This is a genomic window from Pseudophaeobacter sp., assembly GCF_039971195.1.
In the GTDB taxonomy this organism is placed as follows: domain Bacteria; phylum Pseudomonadota; class Alphaproteobacteria; order Rhodobacterales; family Rhodobacteraceae; genus Pseudophaeobacter.
The window spans coordinates 1-13,721 of the sequence record NZ_JBDWPJ010000090.1 but is presented as its reverse complement, the minus strand read 5'-3'; the positions used below and the strand labels follow the sequence as shown (position 1 = coordinate 13,721).

Annotated in this window: 18 protein-coding genes; 7 read left to right on the top strand and 11 right to left on the bottom strand. The window is 59.8% G+C overall.

From position 1 onward, the window contains the following. From ABJP42_RS07920 to ABJP42_RS07905, 4 genes are all read left to right on the top strand, one after another. On the top strand, positions 1-642 hold a 642-nt coding region (locus ABJP42_RS07920), incomplete at its 5' end, for a DNA mismatch repair MutL family protein (RefSeq protein WP_490363198.1). Further along, positions 642-1,856, top strand: coding sequence for a DNA recombination protein RmuC (locus ABJP42_RS07915; protein ID WP_348339791.1), 1,215 nt, complete (start codon positions 642-644; stop codon positions 1,854-1,856). The genes ABJP42_RS07920 and ABJP42_RS07915, both read left to right, overlap by 1 nt. After that, entirely contained in the window at positions 1,853-3,163 is a 1,311-nt protein-coding gene (locus tag ABJP42_RS07910) for an adenylate/guanylate cyclase domain-containing protein (protein ID WP_348339790.1), read from the top strand. Before ABJP42_RS07915 ends, ABJP42_RS07910 begins: the two co-directional genes overlap by 4 nt. A 94-nt stretch (positions 3,164-3,257) precedes the next feature. Beyond that, positions 3,258-3,581, top strand: a complete 324-nt coding sequence (locus ABJP42_RS07905; protein WP_348339789.1) for a DUF3775 domain-containing protein — start codon at positions 3,258-3,260, stop codon at positions 3,579-3,581. A gap of 34 nt (positions 3,582-3,615) precedes the next feature. Here ABJP42_RS07905 and ABJP42_RS07900 read toward each other — a convergent pair whose 3' ends face one another. The 8 genes from ABJP42_RS07900 to ABJP42_RS07865 all read right to left on the bottom strand — a co-directional run bounded on the left by ABJP42_RS07900 (position 3,616) and on the right by ABJP42_RS07865 (position 10,262). Continuing rightward, the gene (locus tag ABJP42_RS07900) at positions 3,616-5,247 is read right to left on the bottom strand and encodes a U32 family peptidase (RefSeq protein ID WP_348339788.1); all 1,632 of its coding nucleotides are present in this window, start codon (positions 5,245-5,247) and stop codon (positions 3,616-3,618) included. Positions 5,248-5,457: 210 nt separating this feature from the next. Next, complete coding sequence (locus ABJP42_RS07895; protein WP_348339787.1) at positions 5,458-5,649, bottom strand: YgaP family membrane protein; 192 nt, start codon at positions 5,647-5,649, stop codon at positions 5,458-5,460. An 89-nt stretch (positions 5,650-5,738) separates the two neighbouring features. Beyond that, positions 5,739-6,350, bottom strand: coding sequence for a Crp/Fnr family transcriptional regulator (locus tag ABJP42_RS07890; protein ID WP_348339786.1), 612 nt, complete (start codon positions 6,348-6,350; stop codon positions 5,739-5,741). A gap of 140 nt (positions 6,351-6,490) precedes the next feature. Further along, positions 6,491-7,633 (bottom strand): saccharopine dehydrogenase family protein, encoded by a 1,143-nt coding sequence (locus tag ABJP42_RS07885; protein ID WP_348339785.1) that lies wholly within the window; start codon positions 7,631-7,633, stop codon positions 6,491-6,493. A 12-nt stretch (positions 7,634-7,645) separates the two neighbouring features. Further along, complete coding sequence (locus ABJP42_RS07880) at positions 7,646-7,894, bottom strand: SemiSWEET family sugar transporter (protein WP_348339784.1); 249 nt, start codon at positions 7,892-7,894, stop codon at positions 7,646-7,648. Further along, positions 7,894-8,946: a saccharopine dehydrogenase gene (locus ABJP42_RS07875; protein ID WP_348339783.1), complete on the bottom strand. Its 1,053-nt coding sequence runs from the start codon at positions 8,944-8,946 to the stop codon at positions 7,894-7,896. The genes ABJP42_RS07880 and ABJP42_RS07875 overlap by 1 nt, the downstream gene beginning before the upstream one ends. A 10-nt stretch (positions 8,947-8,956) precedes the next feature. Further along, complete coding sequence (locus ABJP42_RS07870; RefSeq protein WP_348339782.1) at positions 8,957-9,571, bottom strand: glutathione S-transferase family protein; 615 nt, start codon at positions 9,569-9,571, stop codon at positions 8,957-8,959. 40 nt (positions 9,572-9,611) lie between these two features. Next, positions 9,612-10,262, bottom strand: a complete 651-nt coding sequence (locus ABJP42_RS07865) for a histidine phosphatase family protein (protein WP_348339781.1) — start codon at positions 10,260-10,262, stop codon at positions 9,612-9,614. Positions 10,263-10,333: 71 nt separating this feature from the next. Here ABJP42_RS07865 and ABJP42_RS07860 point away from each other — a divergent pair, with 71 nt between their 5' ends. The 3 genes from ABJP42_RS07860 (at position 10,334) to ABJP42_RS07850 (ending at position 12,219) form a co-directional block, all read left to right on the top strand. Beyond that, a complete protein-coding gene (locus ABJP42_RS07860) occupies positions 10,334-10,492 on the top strand; it encodes a hypothetical protein (RefSeq protein WP_348339780.1) in 159 nt (52 codons plus the stop codon). 61 nt (positions 10,493-10,553) lie between these two features. Next, positions 10,554-11,747: a hydantoinase/carbamoylase family amidase gene (locus tag ABJP42_RS07855; protein WP_348339779.1), complete on the top strand. Its 1,194-nt coding sequence runs from the start codon at positions 10,554-10,556 to the stop codon at positions 11,745-11,747. A gap of 73 nt (positions 11,748-11,820) precedes the next feature. Beyond that, positions 11,821-12,219 carry a RidA family protein gene (locus ABJP42_RS07850; RefSeq protein ID WP_348339778.1) on the top strand — a complete coding sequence of 133 codons (399 nt, stop codon included), beginning with the start codon at positions 11,821-11,823 and terminating at the stop codon, positions 12,217-12,219. A 17-nt stretch (positions 12,220-12,236) separates the two neighbouring features. Here the strand turns inward: ABJP42_RS07850 and ABJP42_RS07845 are convergent, their stop codons facing one another. The 3 genes from ABJP42_RS07845 to ABJP42_RS07835 all read right to left on the bottom strand — a co-directional run. Continuing rightward, entirely contained in the window at positions 12,237-12,464 is a 228-nt protein-coding gene (locus ABJP42_RS07845; RefSeq protein ID WP_348339777.1) for a WGR domain-containing protein, read from the bottom strand. A 43-nt stretch (positions 12,465-12,507) separates the two neighbouring features. Further along, entirely contained in the window at positions 12,508-13,212 is a 705-nt protein-coding gene (locus ABJP42_RS07840) for a response regulator transcription factor (protein ID WP_348339776.1), read from the bottom strand. Next, on the bottom strand, positions 13,209-13,721 hold a 513-nt coding region (locus ABJP42_RS07835; RefSeq protein ID WP_348339775.1), incomplete at its 5' end, for a response regulator. The genes ABJP42_RS07835 and ABJP42_RS07840, both read right to left, overlap by 4 nt.

Here is a 13,721-nt window from a genome sequence, read left to right as displayed (position 1 = left end):
GCCGACGGTGCCCCGGGTCCATTGTCGGATGCGCCCGAGGGGACCGTGTCCGGGGCCGAGCAATTGCCGCTGGGGGCGGCACGCGGGCAGGTGCATGAAAACTACATCATCGCCCAGACCGCCGACGGTATGGTCATCGTTGACCAGCACGCGGCCCATGAACGTCTGGTCTATGAAAAACTGAAAACCCAGATGGCGGAAAACGGCGTCGCCGCCCAGGCCCTGCTGATCCCGGAAATTGTCGAATTGGGCAGCAATGACTGCGCCCGCCTTCTGGCCCATGCCGAGGCCATGCAGAAATTTGGCCTCGGGTTGGAAGCCTTCGGCGGAAATGCCGTGGCCGTGCGTGAAACCCCTGCCATTCTGGGAGAGGTAAATGCAGAAGCCATGGTCAAAGACATACTGGATGAGCTGGACGATCAGGGCGAAAGCCATCTGGTACAAGCGCGGCTGGAGGCAATCCTTAGCCGGGTGGCCTGTCATGGCTCGATCCGGTCAGGCCGTCGGATGCGCGGCGAAGAGATGAACGCGCTGCTGCGCGAGATGGAAGCAACACCACACTCCGGCCAGTGTAACCATGGTCGCCCGACCTATGTGGAGCTGAAACTCGCGGATATCGAACGGCTGTTCGGGCGCAGCTGATGGCAGGCATGGGCGAAGCCATAGAAGCGATGAATGAGGTCTGGACGCTGATCCTGCTGGCGGCGGGGTTTGCTGCTCTGTTGCTGATCCTGCTGGTGATGTCTTTACGCGCTTCAGCGCGGGTGGCGCGGGCCATGGGACCGCTCACAGGGCAGCTTGGCCAGCTTGGCCAATCGGTGCATCAGTTGCAGGGCGGCTTGCAGCATGTCTCGGATACGCAGGCGACGGCGCAGGTGCAGATGGTGCAGACCGTCGAGGCGCGGCTGACCTCGGTGCAGCAACATATGAATGATCGGCTGGCCGAGAATGCCCTGCGTCAGGCCGGGGCCATGGCCGAAATGCAAGAGCGCCTGCAAGAGAGCCTGCATGGCAGCTCCAAGCGCACCGCGACTTCACTCACCCAGCTGCAGGAACGTCTGGCGGCGATCGACAAAGCACAAGACAATATAACCAAGCTTTCCGGCGATGTGCTGTCGCTGCAGGATATCCTGTCGAACAAGCAAACCCGCGGCGCCTTTGGGGAAATCCAGCTCCATGATATCGTCTCCAAGGCGCTGCCGGCGGGCAGCTATAGGATGCAAGCGACGCTGAGCAACGGCAAACGTGCCGACTGTCTGGTGCATCTGCCCAATCCGCCCGGTCCCATTGTGATTGATTCCAAGTTTCCTCTGGAGCCCTATGAGGCGCTGCATCGGGCCGAGAGCCGCGATGAAAAGGCCTATGCCATGCGGCAGATGAAGGCAGCGCTGCGGGCGCATATCGCGGCAATTTCGGACAAGTACATCCTCGAGGGCGAGACCGCGGATGGGGCGCTGATGTTCCTGCCCTCCGAGGCGGTCTATGCCGAGCTGCATGCCAATTTTTCCGGGCTGGTGCGCGAGGGCTTTGCCGCCCGGGTCTGGATTGTTTCGCCCACCACCTGCATGGCAACGCTCAACACCATGCGGGCCATTCTGAAAGATGCCCGGATGCGCGAACAGGCCGGGGCCATTCGCGCCGAGCTGGGTCATCTGCACCGCGATATTGAGCGCCTAGGCGATAGGGTGGGCAATCTGGATCGCCATTTTGGCCAGGCAGCCAAGGATATTGCCGAGATCAAGATCAGCGCCGACAAGGCCGGACGGCGGGCGCAGCGTTTGGACAATTTTGACTTTGAAGAGATCGCCACTGAGGTCACTTCCAATATCGTTCCCCTGAGCCAGACGGACCCATGACTGCACACTCCCTAGATAACGCCCTGTTACGCAAAGCCGAAATTGAAGTTGAACGGCTGGTGGCCCTGCTGCGGATCGGGGTTGCCCTGTGTTTGCTCGCGGCCTTTTTGCTGGCGGTGCGCGGTGACACTCAGGATGTGCCTGACTATTTGCGGCTGCAATGGGTGCTGGCGCTGGCGACGATGATTTCCTATTTTCTATTGGGCATTGGCGCGCTCTGGCTTGCCACTTCGGGGCGTTTCAGGGGCTGGATGGTCTGGCCAGCGGTGACCCTTGATTGCCTGTTCATGCTGGCCAATACCTGGGCCGGGCTGGTCAATACCGGTCTGCCGGGAGAGCTGACCTTCCTTCTGCCGCCGACCTGGCTGGTGCCGGTGATCATGGCCTTTGCGGTGCTGCGGTTTAACCCCTATTTGCAAGCCTATTGCGTGGCGCTGACCGTGGGTGGGCTGGGCTATATGACGCTCTGGCAGCCCGAGGTGATTTCACCCCATATCGTTGACCGGGTTCAAAGCCTGGTGATGTTGCCGCCCAATGTGGTGCGGATCATGATGATCACCCTCGGGGGCGTGGTTCTGGTTGCCGCGGCCTACCGGACGCGCAAATTGTTGCAGCGCTCCATAGTGGATGCTCAGGCCCGCGCCAATCTGACCCGCTATCTGCCCGCGCAGCTGGCCGACCGGTTGGCAGATGGCGGTCTGAACGAGCTGCGCCAAGGCAAACAGCAGCCTATGGTGGTGATGTTTGTCGATATTCGGGGCTTTACCCAATGGTCCGAGGGCCGCGCGCCAGAAGAGGTTGTCGATTACATAGGAGAGTTCCGCAGACGGGTGCATATGGCGGTCAAACCCAGCGGCGGGATCATCGACAAATTCATCGGCGATGCCGCGATGATCCTTTTTTCCGGCGACAAAGCCGCCCGCGAGGCTCTGACCTGCGTCGATGCCCTGGTTGCGGAGCTGTCCGCCTGGGGAGAGCTGCGTCGGTCCGAGGGGCGAAACCCTGTGCGGGTTGGCATTGGGTTGCATCTGGGCGAGGTGTTCTCTGGCGTGGTCGGCGATGCGGAGCGTTTGGAATACACCGTGTTTGGCGATACGGTGAATACCGCCGCCCGCATGGAGGAGCTGACCAAGACTGTGGGCTTTGGCGTTGTGGCCTCGGCCGCGGTGCTGGAGGTGGCTGCAGCAGAGCCCGCGCGCGAGGGTTGGACGGTGCTGCCAGCGGTGCATCTGCGCGGGCGCAGCAGCGGATTGGAAATCTTCGGACGGGAGGCCCTGCCGGGGAAAAGCGAATCCCAGGTGGGGTGAATTCTGCACGGGTGTTTTCTTTGCCTCAGATCAAAGACCTGAGCGCGGCGCTGCTGTCTGATGCCAGACAAGGGCGAACAGAAGGAGACAGACTATGTTGGAGATTTCAACACGTAAGGTGGCGCAGGTCGCGTTGATGGCGCGAGAACTTGGCCGAGCTGAGGGAGAGCTGCGGGCCTTTATCGACCGTCTGGGCCCAGATGAGCAGGCCGAGCTGACTGCGATCATGTGGATCGGTCGGGGCAGTTTTGAGGCGGAAGAGCTGCAAGAGGCCATCGAGACCGCCAAGCAGGAAGCCACTACGCCAACAGCCGACTATCTGATCGGCACACCGCATTTGGCCGACAATATCGAGGCCGGCCTGGATGCGCTGGGCGTGGATGTGCAGGACGTCGAAGGGGATGTGATCGGCCGCTAGGTCGACTGCTCCCTTTCAGTCCTGCTGGGCCTCGTCAGAGCTGTAGCACTGCCAGTTTCAACTCACTGGCCTCGGCGCGGCTGAGCTGTTGGCCTTGTTTGCGTTTGAGCAACACTTCGCGGGCGCGGGCGTATTGCTCGTCCTGCCAGAAGATCATGCAGCCGTTGCAGCCCTTGCCACAGCAGCCCTCGACCCCGACACGGTTGGTTTTGAACCGGCGGGTGTTGCCGTCTTCCTCGATGCTTTTGGCCAGGGCATCGCGGCGTTTTTCATAGGCCTTGGGGTTTTCTTTGCCGGTGATTTCCAGACCCTGGGTGAGCTTGTCGAACCGCACCCGGTTCCATTGTTCTTCGGTAAGGGCACGTTCCTTGCGCATCACCGAATACTGCGGGAACCGCGTTTTGAGGTCGTCGATGTTTTCGTGATCAAACAGGGAGAAGGGCAGGCGGATCACCGTCTTAGTGCTGCCTTGCACGATCTCAGTGCGCTTGCCATTGACGGCGTTTTCAAAGTCGTAGACCCGCAAAAGAACGGTTTCACGCGCGATAGGTGAGACAAATTCCAGCACCTCTCCTGCGACCAGCTTGTTCTTAACTTCAACCAGAAAGGCATCCTCTGTCACCTCGGTGACAACCCCGGCATATTCCCACTGCGCCAATGACGCCGTGTGCTCATAATTATGGGCGTAATTTGTCAGCCGTCCTTCGTGGAAGGCGAGCGTGTAGCCGCGGTTCCCGACCGCTTCCAGCTCGCGCATATAGGGCTTTGGATCCCAGTTTTCCGGGTCAGCATAGTAGTCGTCGATGGCCATACGATAGGCCCGTGCCACGACGGCACAGTAGTATTCCGACTTGCCGCGCCCCTCGACCTTGAGGCTGTCAACGCCGATCTCCAGATACTCGTTCAGCTTGGGCATGATGCAGAGATCTTTGGAGTTGAGGATATAGGAGCCGCGGGCGTCCTCTTCGATCGGCATCAGCTCACCTGGGCGGCAGCCCTCTTCGAGCAGGAATTCGAACATATCAGCGTTGTCATCGGTGATCTGCAGATCCTGCACCGTGCCATCCTTGAGCCGCATACGGAAGGTATAGTTCCAACGGCAGGAATTGGCGCAATTGCCTTGGTTCGCTCCGCGTTCGGCCATGAAATTGGACAAGAGGCAGCGGCCTGAATAGGTCATGCACATGGCGCCATGTACAAAGGCCTCCAACTTGATATCTGGGCACTTCTCACGGATCTCTTTCAATTCGGCAAAGGACACTTCACGGGCCAACACGCAGAGCTCCGCCCCCTGATCCTGCCAGAATTTGACCGAGAGCCAGGAGCAGATATTGCTTTGGGTGGAGATATGCAGCGGCAGTTCCGGGGCGCGGTCTTTGACATATTGAAACACGCCGGGGTCGGCGATGATCAACCCGTCAGGGCGCACCTTGCGGACGGTCTCAATGTATTCGTCCAGCTTGTCGATGTCTTTGTTGTGGGAGAACAGGTTCAGGGTCAGATAGGCGCGCCGCCCATGGGCATGGCAGAACTCGACACCCTCGATGACCTCTTCCAATGAAAACTCGGACTTCGTGCGCAGGGACATATCGGGCGTGCCGAGATAGACCGCATCGGCGCCATACAGAATGGCAAGCTTGAGTTTTCGCAGATTGCCCGCGGGCATCAGGAGTTCGGAACGGTGTTGGGGGGAGGTTGCAGGGCAGATCATGGGCTGGCTCTCTTCACCGGGAACAGGGATGAGCGCCTATAGGACAGGGGGAGGTAAGCGCATATGATCTAGCGCAAACCGACGCGCAAACCGAGGGTGCCAGCCCAGTAAAAACCAGGCTGGCAATATTGGCGCCCATTCCGCCAAATGGTGCGCCTGCTGCCGTCAGCTTTTCAGCGGGCAGGTGTTGATGCCAAGAATAGAGTAGAGCGGGCAATTGCCCAGCAACCCGGTGGCCAGCGGTACGATCCCGACCAAACCCCAGAGGCTTTGCGGCCCGATAAAGACCAGCGAGAGCAGGATGATACCGGCGATGACGCGCAGGATACGGTCGATTTTGCCTTCGTTTTTGGTCATGTGATGTCTCTTTTTGATGCTGTTGAGACAAGTATAGCAAAAAGAAGATGTGAGGCGCGGTGACAGAGTCACCGGTCCTGCGGAGAAAGTTACTTTTGTTCTGCAATTTGCACCAATTCGGCGGATCTGCAGATCCGAATACCGTCAGGGCGCTGTTCGACGAGGCCACGGCGGGCAAATTCTGCCAGCCGACGCGACACATAGGCCCGGCCAGAGGCGGTCTCAGCTGCCAGGGCCGTATGGGTGGCATGTACCAGGCCAGCTTCATCCCTTAGCCGCAGCAAAACCTTGGCAAGGCGGGCGTCAAAACCCGTGAGGGCGACGTCTTCGATCAGCTGCTGGTATTCACTGAACCGCAGCGCCACCGAGGTCAGCACTTCGGTGCGAAAATCGGGATCTTGCTCCAGCGCCTGACGAAATTGATCTGCCGGGATCAGATCGCCTTGCAGATCTTCCTCGACCACGCCTTCGGCGGCATAGCTCTGATCCTCGATGAGGCAGGTGAAGGTCTGCAGACAGACCTCGCCGGAATGTACCCGGTAAAGCACGACTTCGCGGCCACTGCTGCCGGTCAGGGTGACCTTGATACAGCCCTGTGTCAGACGCAGGAAGCCGGGGCAGTCCTGTCCGGGGCTGAACAGGATCGTGCCCTTTGGGGCAGAGAAGGCTTTGCGGGCGGGCATCTGATATCCTTCAAACATGTGCCGCCCCAGATCACACCCTCACCAGCACCGCTTCAAGGACGAAACACGGGCTGCGACAAGAAACAGCAAGGGAAATTGGGGAAAGCAAAAAGGGGCCCGCCGATGCGAACCCCTTTGGCATAACATCTTCTGGTCAGTTAGCTCAGGCGATCTTTGACTTCCAGATGCTGGGCCAGGGTGCCGATCTTGCCCATCCAGTCTTCAACCAGTCCCGCATCGCTGGGGGCGGCGTGGACACCGGCGGCAATCTTGCCGTTCATCACCGCCTCGATGGCATAGGACACAGGATAGGACACAAGCCGCGCCATGGCGGTGCCACGCGCGTCACCCCAGGCATCCATCACATAGGTCTTGTGCCAGACGGTCGCGCCAGCCTTTTCGGCCTTCAGATCGACACAAAGCACAACCCGGTCGGGTTCACCTTCGTCATAGGAGTTTTCCTCCCAGAACTGATCCGACATCTCTTTGAGACGGGCATCCCCGGCTTCGCCTTCGAGGGTTTCGACCTCTTTGAACACCGCATCCCAGGCCTCAGTCCAGCCGTTCAGGCGCAGGGTGCCGCGCACGAATTCCTTGACCTTCCAATCCTCGCCAAATTCATACTGGCCGATAAAGGGCAAGGAATCGCGGTTTGGGTAGACCTCAAAGCTTTCTGGCGTAGGCAAAGGCGCGTCAAAGGTCGAGATCGCGTCCCAGGGGCGGGCCACGTCCAGTTCCTTGAAGTCGCGGATCGATTTTGACGGCGAGCGCAACGCCTTCAGCACGCCCAGCGGCGACCAGCTAAATTTATAGCGGAACGGGTTCGGCGTTTTGGGGATACCACCGCAATAGGAGAGAAAGCTCACCTCGTTGCTGGCGTCAAAACCGGCGGAGGCCTTGTACTCATCCACCAGCGCATGAGCCATCAGGTGGTCGATGCCAGGGTCAAGACCCACCTCATTGACCAGCGCAACGTCGGCGGCTTTGGCCTTGTCATTCAGCGCCCGCATTTCCGGCGCGATGTAGGAAGACGACACAAAATGCGCCCCCTTGGAGATTGCCAGTTCGGCCAGCGGCACATGCCAGTCGCCGGGCAGCATCGAGACGACAACATCTGCCGGGCTCAGCATTTGGCCCAGGGTGTTGATGTCAAAGACATGGATATTGGAGGTGAGATCGCCCACCGCTTCGCGGGCCTTGTCGGCCGTGCGGTTCCAGACCGCAACATCATGGCCCGCTTCGAGCAGGCGACGCAGGCCGGGGATGGCCGAAAGGCCGGTGCCACACCAGTGAATAGTCATGAGAGGTCTCCCTTATTTATAGCGTAGTTTGGCGGCGACGATGCTCACCACAATCAGAATGGCGCAGAAGTTGGCCGTGATGATCGGCCAGTCCCCCAGCATCAGCCCGTATCCGAACCACAGGCTGACGGTAAACAGAAACATCAGGTTCGCAGGCAGGGACAGTCCGGATGTATCGCGGCTGGCCCAGGCTTTCCAGGCCTGCGGCAACCAGCAAATGGTGCCCATAAAGGCCGCCAGATATCCGACATATAGCTCCATTAGGCTGGCACAAACTCGCGGAATGTGGCCTCGGCCCGGCCCCAGACACCTGCCTGCAGATCGCCCAGGGTCAGCAGCGAGGGCAGTAGTTGCGCGGCATAGTCATGCGAGCTTTCCACTGGCAACATCGAGGGCAGATTGTCAATCGCCATCACATCCATTACCGGATCCGAGGCCACCCGCAGCGCCGGGGCGTCCCAGCTGGTCGCCTCATTATAGACCGGTACTGGGTTGTAATCGCTGTCCGGGTCACAGGCGACATCGCCAATGGCGGTCAGATTGCGGTCGGCGCTGAGCGCCTCGGCAGGTACAAAGACTGGGGTTCCAGGGCGGGCAAAGATGCAGTTCAGGAACAGATCATGTTGCAGGATGTCAGGGAAGGGACCGCCGCTTGCGGTCTCAGCCATATCCCATTTGGTAACAGCGATCCCGGTGGCTTCGCATAGATCCGCAGCACCGGTGCCAACACGGCCCATGGCGCCAATCACAATGGCCGAGGGCACATCTGTCTGCAGGTCTTTCAGCTCGGCTGCCAGCTCTGTCAGCAGAGCATCTTTGCCAGGGTAGACACCTACGGGGCCGCAGATTTCACCGCGCTGTTGGGCACACCAGGTTTTGAGCGTGACGGCGGCACCGGCATAGCCAGCCCAATAGCCAAAGGCAGCAACCCGGCGGCCAGTTTCATCCACCAGATACTCCAGATCATAGAGCGTGCCACCACCGGCGGCAAAACGATCCAGAAGCGCCTTGCCCGAATGCTGCCCCTTGAAAGCATGGCCAAACATGATGTGGCGATGCGGCAGCGGGGTCCCGTCTTCGGGCAGTTCTTTGAGGCCAAAAATGATGGCATCCGCCGGGGCTGTGGCCCAGGAATTCTCAGGCGCGATCTCGCAACCGGCATCGATATAGCCCTGCAGCGGGATGGCGCGCACAGCGCTTTCCTCAACCGTGACCTTGATTCCGCCTGACAGCAGTGCCTTGGCGCCTTCGGGGGTCAGGCCCACGCGGTCTTCGTTGGGGCGCTGTTCGGCCCGTACCCAGAGATGTGTCATTGTCGCGTCCTTAGAGCATTTCTTTGGCGGTGACGGCGCGCAGCGAATCGCGCTGTTCCATTGCAGTCATGAAGGACTGGATTTTGGGGAAATCCGCAAGGGCCACGCCGTCGCCCTCCAACCAGGTGCAGACCACATAGAGGTAGCAATCCGCCAGGCTGACGCTGTCGCCCAGCACGAAAGGACCGCGCAGCCCGTATTGGCAAATATGGGCGCAGGACTCCGCCATGGTTTCCGGCACCTTGGCCTGCATGTCCTTGTAGCTGGAGGTCTTGCTGGCCCAGCGACTGCCGCGCAGCTTATGGGCGTGGTTCACATGCATGGTGGAGGCCAGATAGTACATCACCTCGCGCATCCGCGCCAAAAGCACCGGATCACTGGGGCGCAGGCCTGCTTCGGGCGCGATATCGGCCACATAGTCGAGCAGGGCACCAGTCTCGGTCAGGATACCACCGTCAACAGCCAGAGCAGGAACCCGCGCTTTGGGATTGATCTGGGCATAGGCCGGGCTCATTTGCTCCTGGCTGGCAAAGTCAATTTTGATCGGCTCATAGTCGAGCCCGGCCTCTTCCAGCGCGATGGCTACGGCGACCGAGATGGTTCGGGGAGCGTAGTAAAGCTGCATGTCTGATCTCCTCGTTGGCGATGTAGATTAGCGGTTGGGTCTATAGATGCGTCTGCGCGTATTGCCGGTCCAGACTGTCAAGATGCGGCACCGCGTTGAACAGCACCGGGCTCAGATGGCCACCGATGGGGAAAAGCCGATGCATCGAGGTGTTCATGATGGCCAGCGCGATGCGGGACATGCCCTGGCTGTCCAGCCCCATGGCCTGCCGCATCGCCATCGAGATAAATCCACCTGAGGTCACCACCAGGGCCGGACCATCGCCCGCTGCGATTTCGGCCAAAACAGCGCGGGTACGGCCTTCAAACTCACTCCAGCTTTCCGGCGGATCCTTGATCTCATCGGCTGACCAGGCCCGCATCACCTTTGGCAGATGGTCGATAAAGCCTTCGCGCTCTTGCGGGATGGCCAGCCCGTGCTGGGCCTCCATCGCCTGGGACATGGTAAAGTACTCCATCTCATTCAGGCGGGCATCCTGAACGACCTCGGCGCAGCCCATGCCAGCCGCAGTCTCGATATGCCGGGTGAGCGTACCACAATAGACCCGGGGGTGATGGGCGCCGCTGGTTTCCAGATGCGCCCCGAGCCAGGCTGCCTGCTGATGGCCCAGCTCGCTCAGCCGGTCATAACTGACCTCGTCGCGGGCTTCGGTATTGGCCTGCCCGTGGCGGACCAGGGTGATATGTGTCATGCAGCGCATCCCTTGTCGTTTCCTGAATTTCATAGGTGAGCCGCGAGCGACATGGAAGAGAGGGTTTGTGAGTGGCGCAACTTTTTGGCGCGCCGGAAATTTTTGCAGCCTCAATGGGCGAAACGGCCTGGGAAATGTTCGATTTTGCCATTTTGCCGCGTGCAAAAGTAAATGTGCCGAATGTCGCTCTTGGGCATTGCGCAAAGTTGTTAGGCATGGAACTAATTTAGTTAATGTAGAATACATGAATGTGTGAGGTGCCTGCGAGGCCCCCAAAACAAAGGTGAATACATGGCCCTCAACCCGGACCGTTTCCTTGATGACCTGCACCGTTTGAGATCATTTGGAGCATCTGGAGTAGACAAGGGCGTTGTACGCCCAGCCTTTTCTGCGGTGGATATAGCAGCCCGGCGCTGGTTGGCCTCCCGAATGAATGAGGCCGGCCTGAAGACCCATCTGGATCCTATCGGCAATCTCTTTGGACTGAATGGAGAGAAATCCCTGCTGATCGGCTCCCATAGCGACAGCCAGCCCGAAGGAGGTTGGCTGGATGGTGCCCTGGGCGTTGTTGCCGGGCTGGAAATCGCCCGTGCCGCAAAGGAGACTGGTGGTCCACCGGTTTCCGTAGTGAATTTTCAAGACGAAGAAGGCCGATTTGGCATTCTGACCGGATCGGACGTCTGGACCGGGCAGATCTCTTTGGCCAAGGCCGATATGCTCACTGATACCGACGGGGTTCTTTTGGGGGCCGCACGGTCCCGAATGTCGGGGCGGGCTCGCGAATTTTTGCCGCATGACATGTTCACCGGCTTTATCGAGATGCATATCGAACAGGGGCCGGGCATGGATGTTTCGGGCGATCAGATCGGGGTGGTCAGCGATATCGTTGGCATTCGAGAGACCCGGATCAAGATCACTGGCCGCCAGAACCACGCCGGGACCACGCCCATGGCCCTGCGTCAGGATGCCTTTCAGGCGCTGTCGGATTTCAATCAACGGATCAATCAGCGGTTTGCGGAGGTGGCGAACCCGGCCACGGTCTGGACATTGGGTCATGCGGAACTCAGCCCCAATGCCTCTTCGGTGGTGCCGGGCACCGCCCGTTTTTCGCTCCAGTGGCGCGACGGCGATCCGGCGCGGTTGGACGCAATGGAAACGATCATGTGGGAAGTTGCAGCGGAAATCATCCGCGACCGGAACGTCAAAGTTCAGCTGGGCGAGGTTGGCGGTATCGAACCCTCGGCAATGGATCCGCGCCTCAAGTCCGCCCTGCGGGACGCCGCTGAAGATCTGGCACCTGGAAAATGGCTGGATCTGCCATCAGGTGCCCTGCATGACGCCGCCAATGTCTCGCGGGTGATGCCCACGGCGATGCTGTTTGTGCCCTCAATCGGTGGCATCAGCCATGCCTTTGACGAGGACACCAAGGAGGCAGATCTGGTTAAGGGGCTGGAGGTTCTGGCGCAGGCGGCTTTTTCGCTCTGAGATCATGGCCTCTTTCAGAGGGGCTTTACCGCCATGGTAGGATGAACTCGCCAAGTTTTCGGGAGTGATTTTAATGTCAGCCATTGCCATAGTCCCAAAGGGATCAGAAAGCGCCTGCCAGGATTTAGCACTTTCACCGGGGGTCCTGTCCGGAGAGCATCTGTTCCTCACCGGGATGACCGGTTCCGAGGCTTCGGGGAAGATGCCACGCGATCTGGAACAGCAGTTTCACAATGCCTTTGCCAAGATCGGAGAGGTGCTGGCAGAGGCCGGTCTCGGGTTTTCTTCAATTGTCGAAATGACCAGCTACCACGTTGGGATCCGCGATCATTTTGATCTGTTTGCCAAAGTCCGCCGAGACTACGTCTGTGACCCCTTTCCGGCCTGGACTGCCCTCGGCGTGGCGGAGTTAAGACGCCCGGGCGCGGTGGTGGAGATCAGGGCCATCGCCCATAAGAAAAAGCCGACCTGATCCGCTACGCCTGCGGCTCAGCTGCGGGCGTAGCCGCGCTTTAGCATCCGGTTGCGGTGCCTGTCTGCCGCCAAAGAGGCCTCCCGCAGATTGTCGTAAATACTGATGGTGCTTTGCCCATTGCTGCCGGAAAACCCCCATTCCCTGAGGACCGAAACCTCGGAAAACAGGTTGAGGGCCAGTTCGATCCGGTAGAAACGAGAGCGGCGGCTTTGCGCTTGGCGATAGAGAAGACAGGTGGCCATGAGGTGATTCTATACGAGAGAGATTCCCCTCGGCAAGAGGCGATCAGCTCCAGCTCACATCGCCAAGAAAGATATAGCCTGCGCCGTAGATGGTCTTGATCAGGCGGGGATTTTTCGGATCTTCGCGCAGTTTGGTGCGCAGCCGAGAAACCCGCACATCCATAGCGCGATCAAAGCTGTCACCAGCGCCACCGCCCAGGCTTTCCTGCATCTGGGCGCGAGAGATCAGCCGTTTCGGGCTTTCCAGAAACAGCCGCAGCACTTCGCCTTCGGCGTGGGAAAACGGCACTTCCACCCCGGCGTCATCTTCCAGCACATAGCGGTCAAAATGTGCAGTCCAGCCAGCAAAGCCAGCGGAATTTCCGCTCACTGGCTGGCTGCGCGGGCCAGAGCGCAGCCGGGCGCGAATGCGGGCCACCACCTCGGTTGGATCAAAAGGTTTGGTGATATAGTCGTCGGCACCCAGTTCCAGCCCGGTGACGCGATCCTGCACCTGGGCGCGACCCGAGATGATGATGACGGCAGCGCCTTGCTCCAGCGCCAGGCGGTGCACCAGAGTCAACCCATCCACGTCCGGCAGGGACAGATCCACCAGGCAGACATCAGGCGTCACCCGTTTCAAAGAGGCCTCAAATTCGCGGGCGCGGGCAAAGCTCTGGGTGCGAAACCCGGCCTCCTGCAGACAATCGGTGAGGATCTGACGAATTTCGGGTTCATCGTCCAGAATGGTGACAAGAGGCGCGGTCATGCGGAAGTCTCCGAGGGGATGAGGGCCGACAGTTGCTCTGTGGTAAAGGGTTTTTGCAGCACAGGTCCAGCCTTAAGAGCCATGCGGAACTGCGGCTCATTGGGCGGCAGCGAGGTCATCAATATGATAGGCAGGCCGGAACCTTTGAGGCGTTGCGCCAGATCAATGCCGGTTGCCTCCCCTTCAAGCCGCACATCCGACAGCACCAGGGCGATATCGGGAATATCCGCAGCCAGGGCCGAGGCCTCGTCGACGCTGGTGGCCTCGATGACGGAATAGCCAAGGTCGATCAGCATGTCACGAAAGGCGGCGCGCAGCTCTTCGCTGTCTTCGACCAGGAGCGCGATGCCGCCTTTGGGATCCGGGGCCAGACGGTAGGGCAGCCGCAGGGTTACGCTGGCGCCGGAAACCGTATTGCCCACCCGCATATCGCCGCCGGTGGATTTGGCCATATCGTAGACCATGGGCAGCCCCAGGCCGGAACCTTCACTGCCCTTGGTGGTGAAAAA

Coding starts and splice junctions, on each gene's coding strand:
- ABJP42_RS07910 (WP_348339790.1), top strand. CDS start 1,853: ATGACTGCACACTCCCTAGATAACGCCCTGTTACGCAAAGCCGAAATT.
- ABJP42_RS07845 (WP_348339777.1), bottom strand. CDS start 12,464: ATGGCCACCTGTCTTCTCTATCGCCAAGCGCAAAGCCGCCGCTCTCGT.
- ABJP42_RS07915 (WP_348339791.1), top strand. CDS start 642: ATGGCAGGCATGGGCGAAGCCATAGAAGCGATGAATGAGGTCTGGACG.
- ABJP42_RS07880 (WP_348339784.1), bottom strand. CDS start 7,894: ATGGAGCTATATGTCGGATATCTGGCGGCCTTTATGGGCACCATTTGC.
- ABJP42_RS07865 (WP_348339781.1), bottom strand. CDS start 10,262: ATGACACATATCACCCTGGTCCGCCACGGGCAGGCCAATACCGAAGCC.
- ABJP42_RS07840 (WP_348339776.1), bottom strand. CDS start 13,212: ATGACCGCGCCTCTTGTCACCATTCTGGACGATGAACCCGAAATTCGT.
- ABJP42_RS07900 (WP_348339788.1), bottom strand. CDS start 5,247: ATGCCCGCGGGCAATCTGCGAAAACTCAAGCTTGCCATTCTGTATGGC.
- ABJP42_RS07905 (WP_348339789.1), top strand. CDS start 3,258: ATGTTGGAGATTTCAACACGTAAGGTGGCGCAGGTCGCGTTGATGGCG.
- ABJP42_RS07855 (WP_348339779.1), top strand. CDS start 10,554: ATGGCCCTCAACCCGGACCGTTTCCTTGATGACCTGCACCGTTTGAGA.
- ABJP42_RS07875 (WP_348339783.1), bottom strand. CDS start 8,946: ATGACACATCTCTGGGTACGGGCCGAACAGCGCCCCAACGAAGACCGC.
- ABJP42_RS07895 (WP_348339787.1), bottom strand. CDS start 5,649: ATGACCAAAAACGAAGGCAAAATCGACCGTATCCTGCGCGTCATCGCC.
- ABJP42_RS07850 (WP_348339778.1), top strand. CDS start 11,821: ATGTCAGCCATTGCCATAGTCCCAAAGGGATCAGAAAGCGCCTGCCAG.
- ABJP42_RS07890 (WP_348339786.1), bottom strand. CDS start 6,350: ATGTTTGAAGGATATCAGATGCCCGCCCGCAAAGCCTTCTCTGCCCCA.
- ABJP42_RS07870 (WP_348339782.1), bottom strand. CDS start 9,571: ATGCAGCTTTACTACGCTCCCCGAACCATCTCGGTCGCCGTAGCCATC.
- ABJP42_RS07885 (WP_348339785.1), bottom strand. CDS start 7,633: ATGACTATTCACTGGTGTGGCACCGGCCTTTCGGCCATCCCCGGCCTG.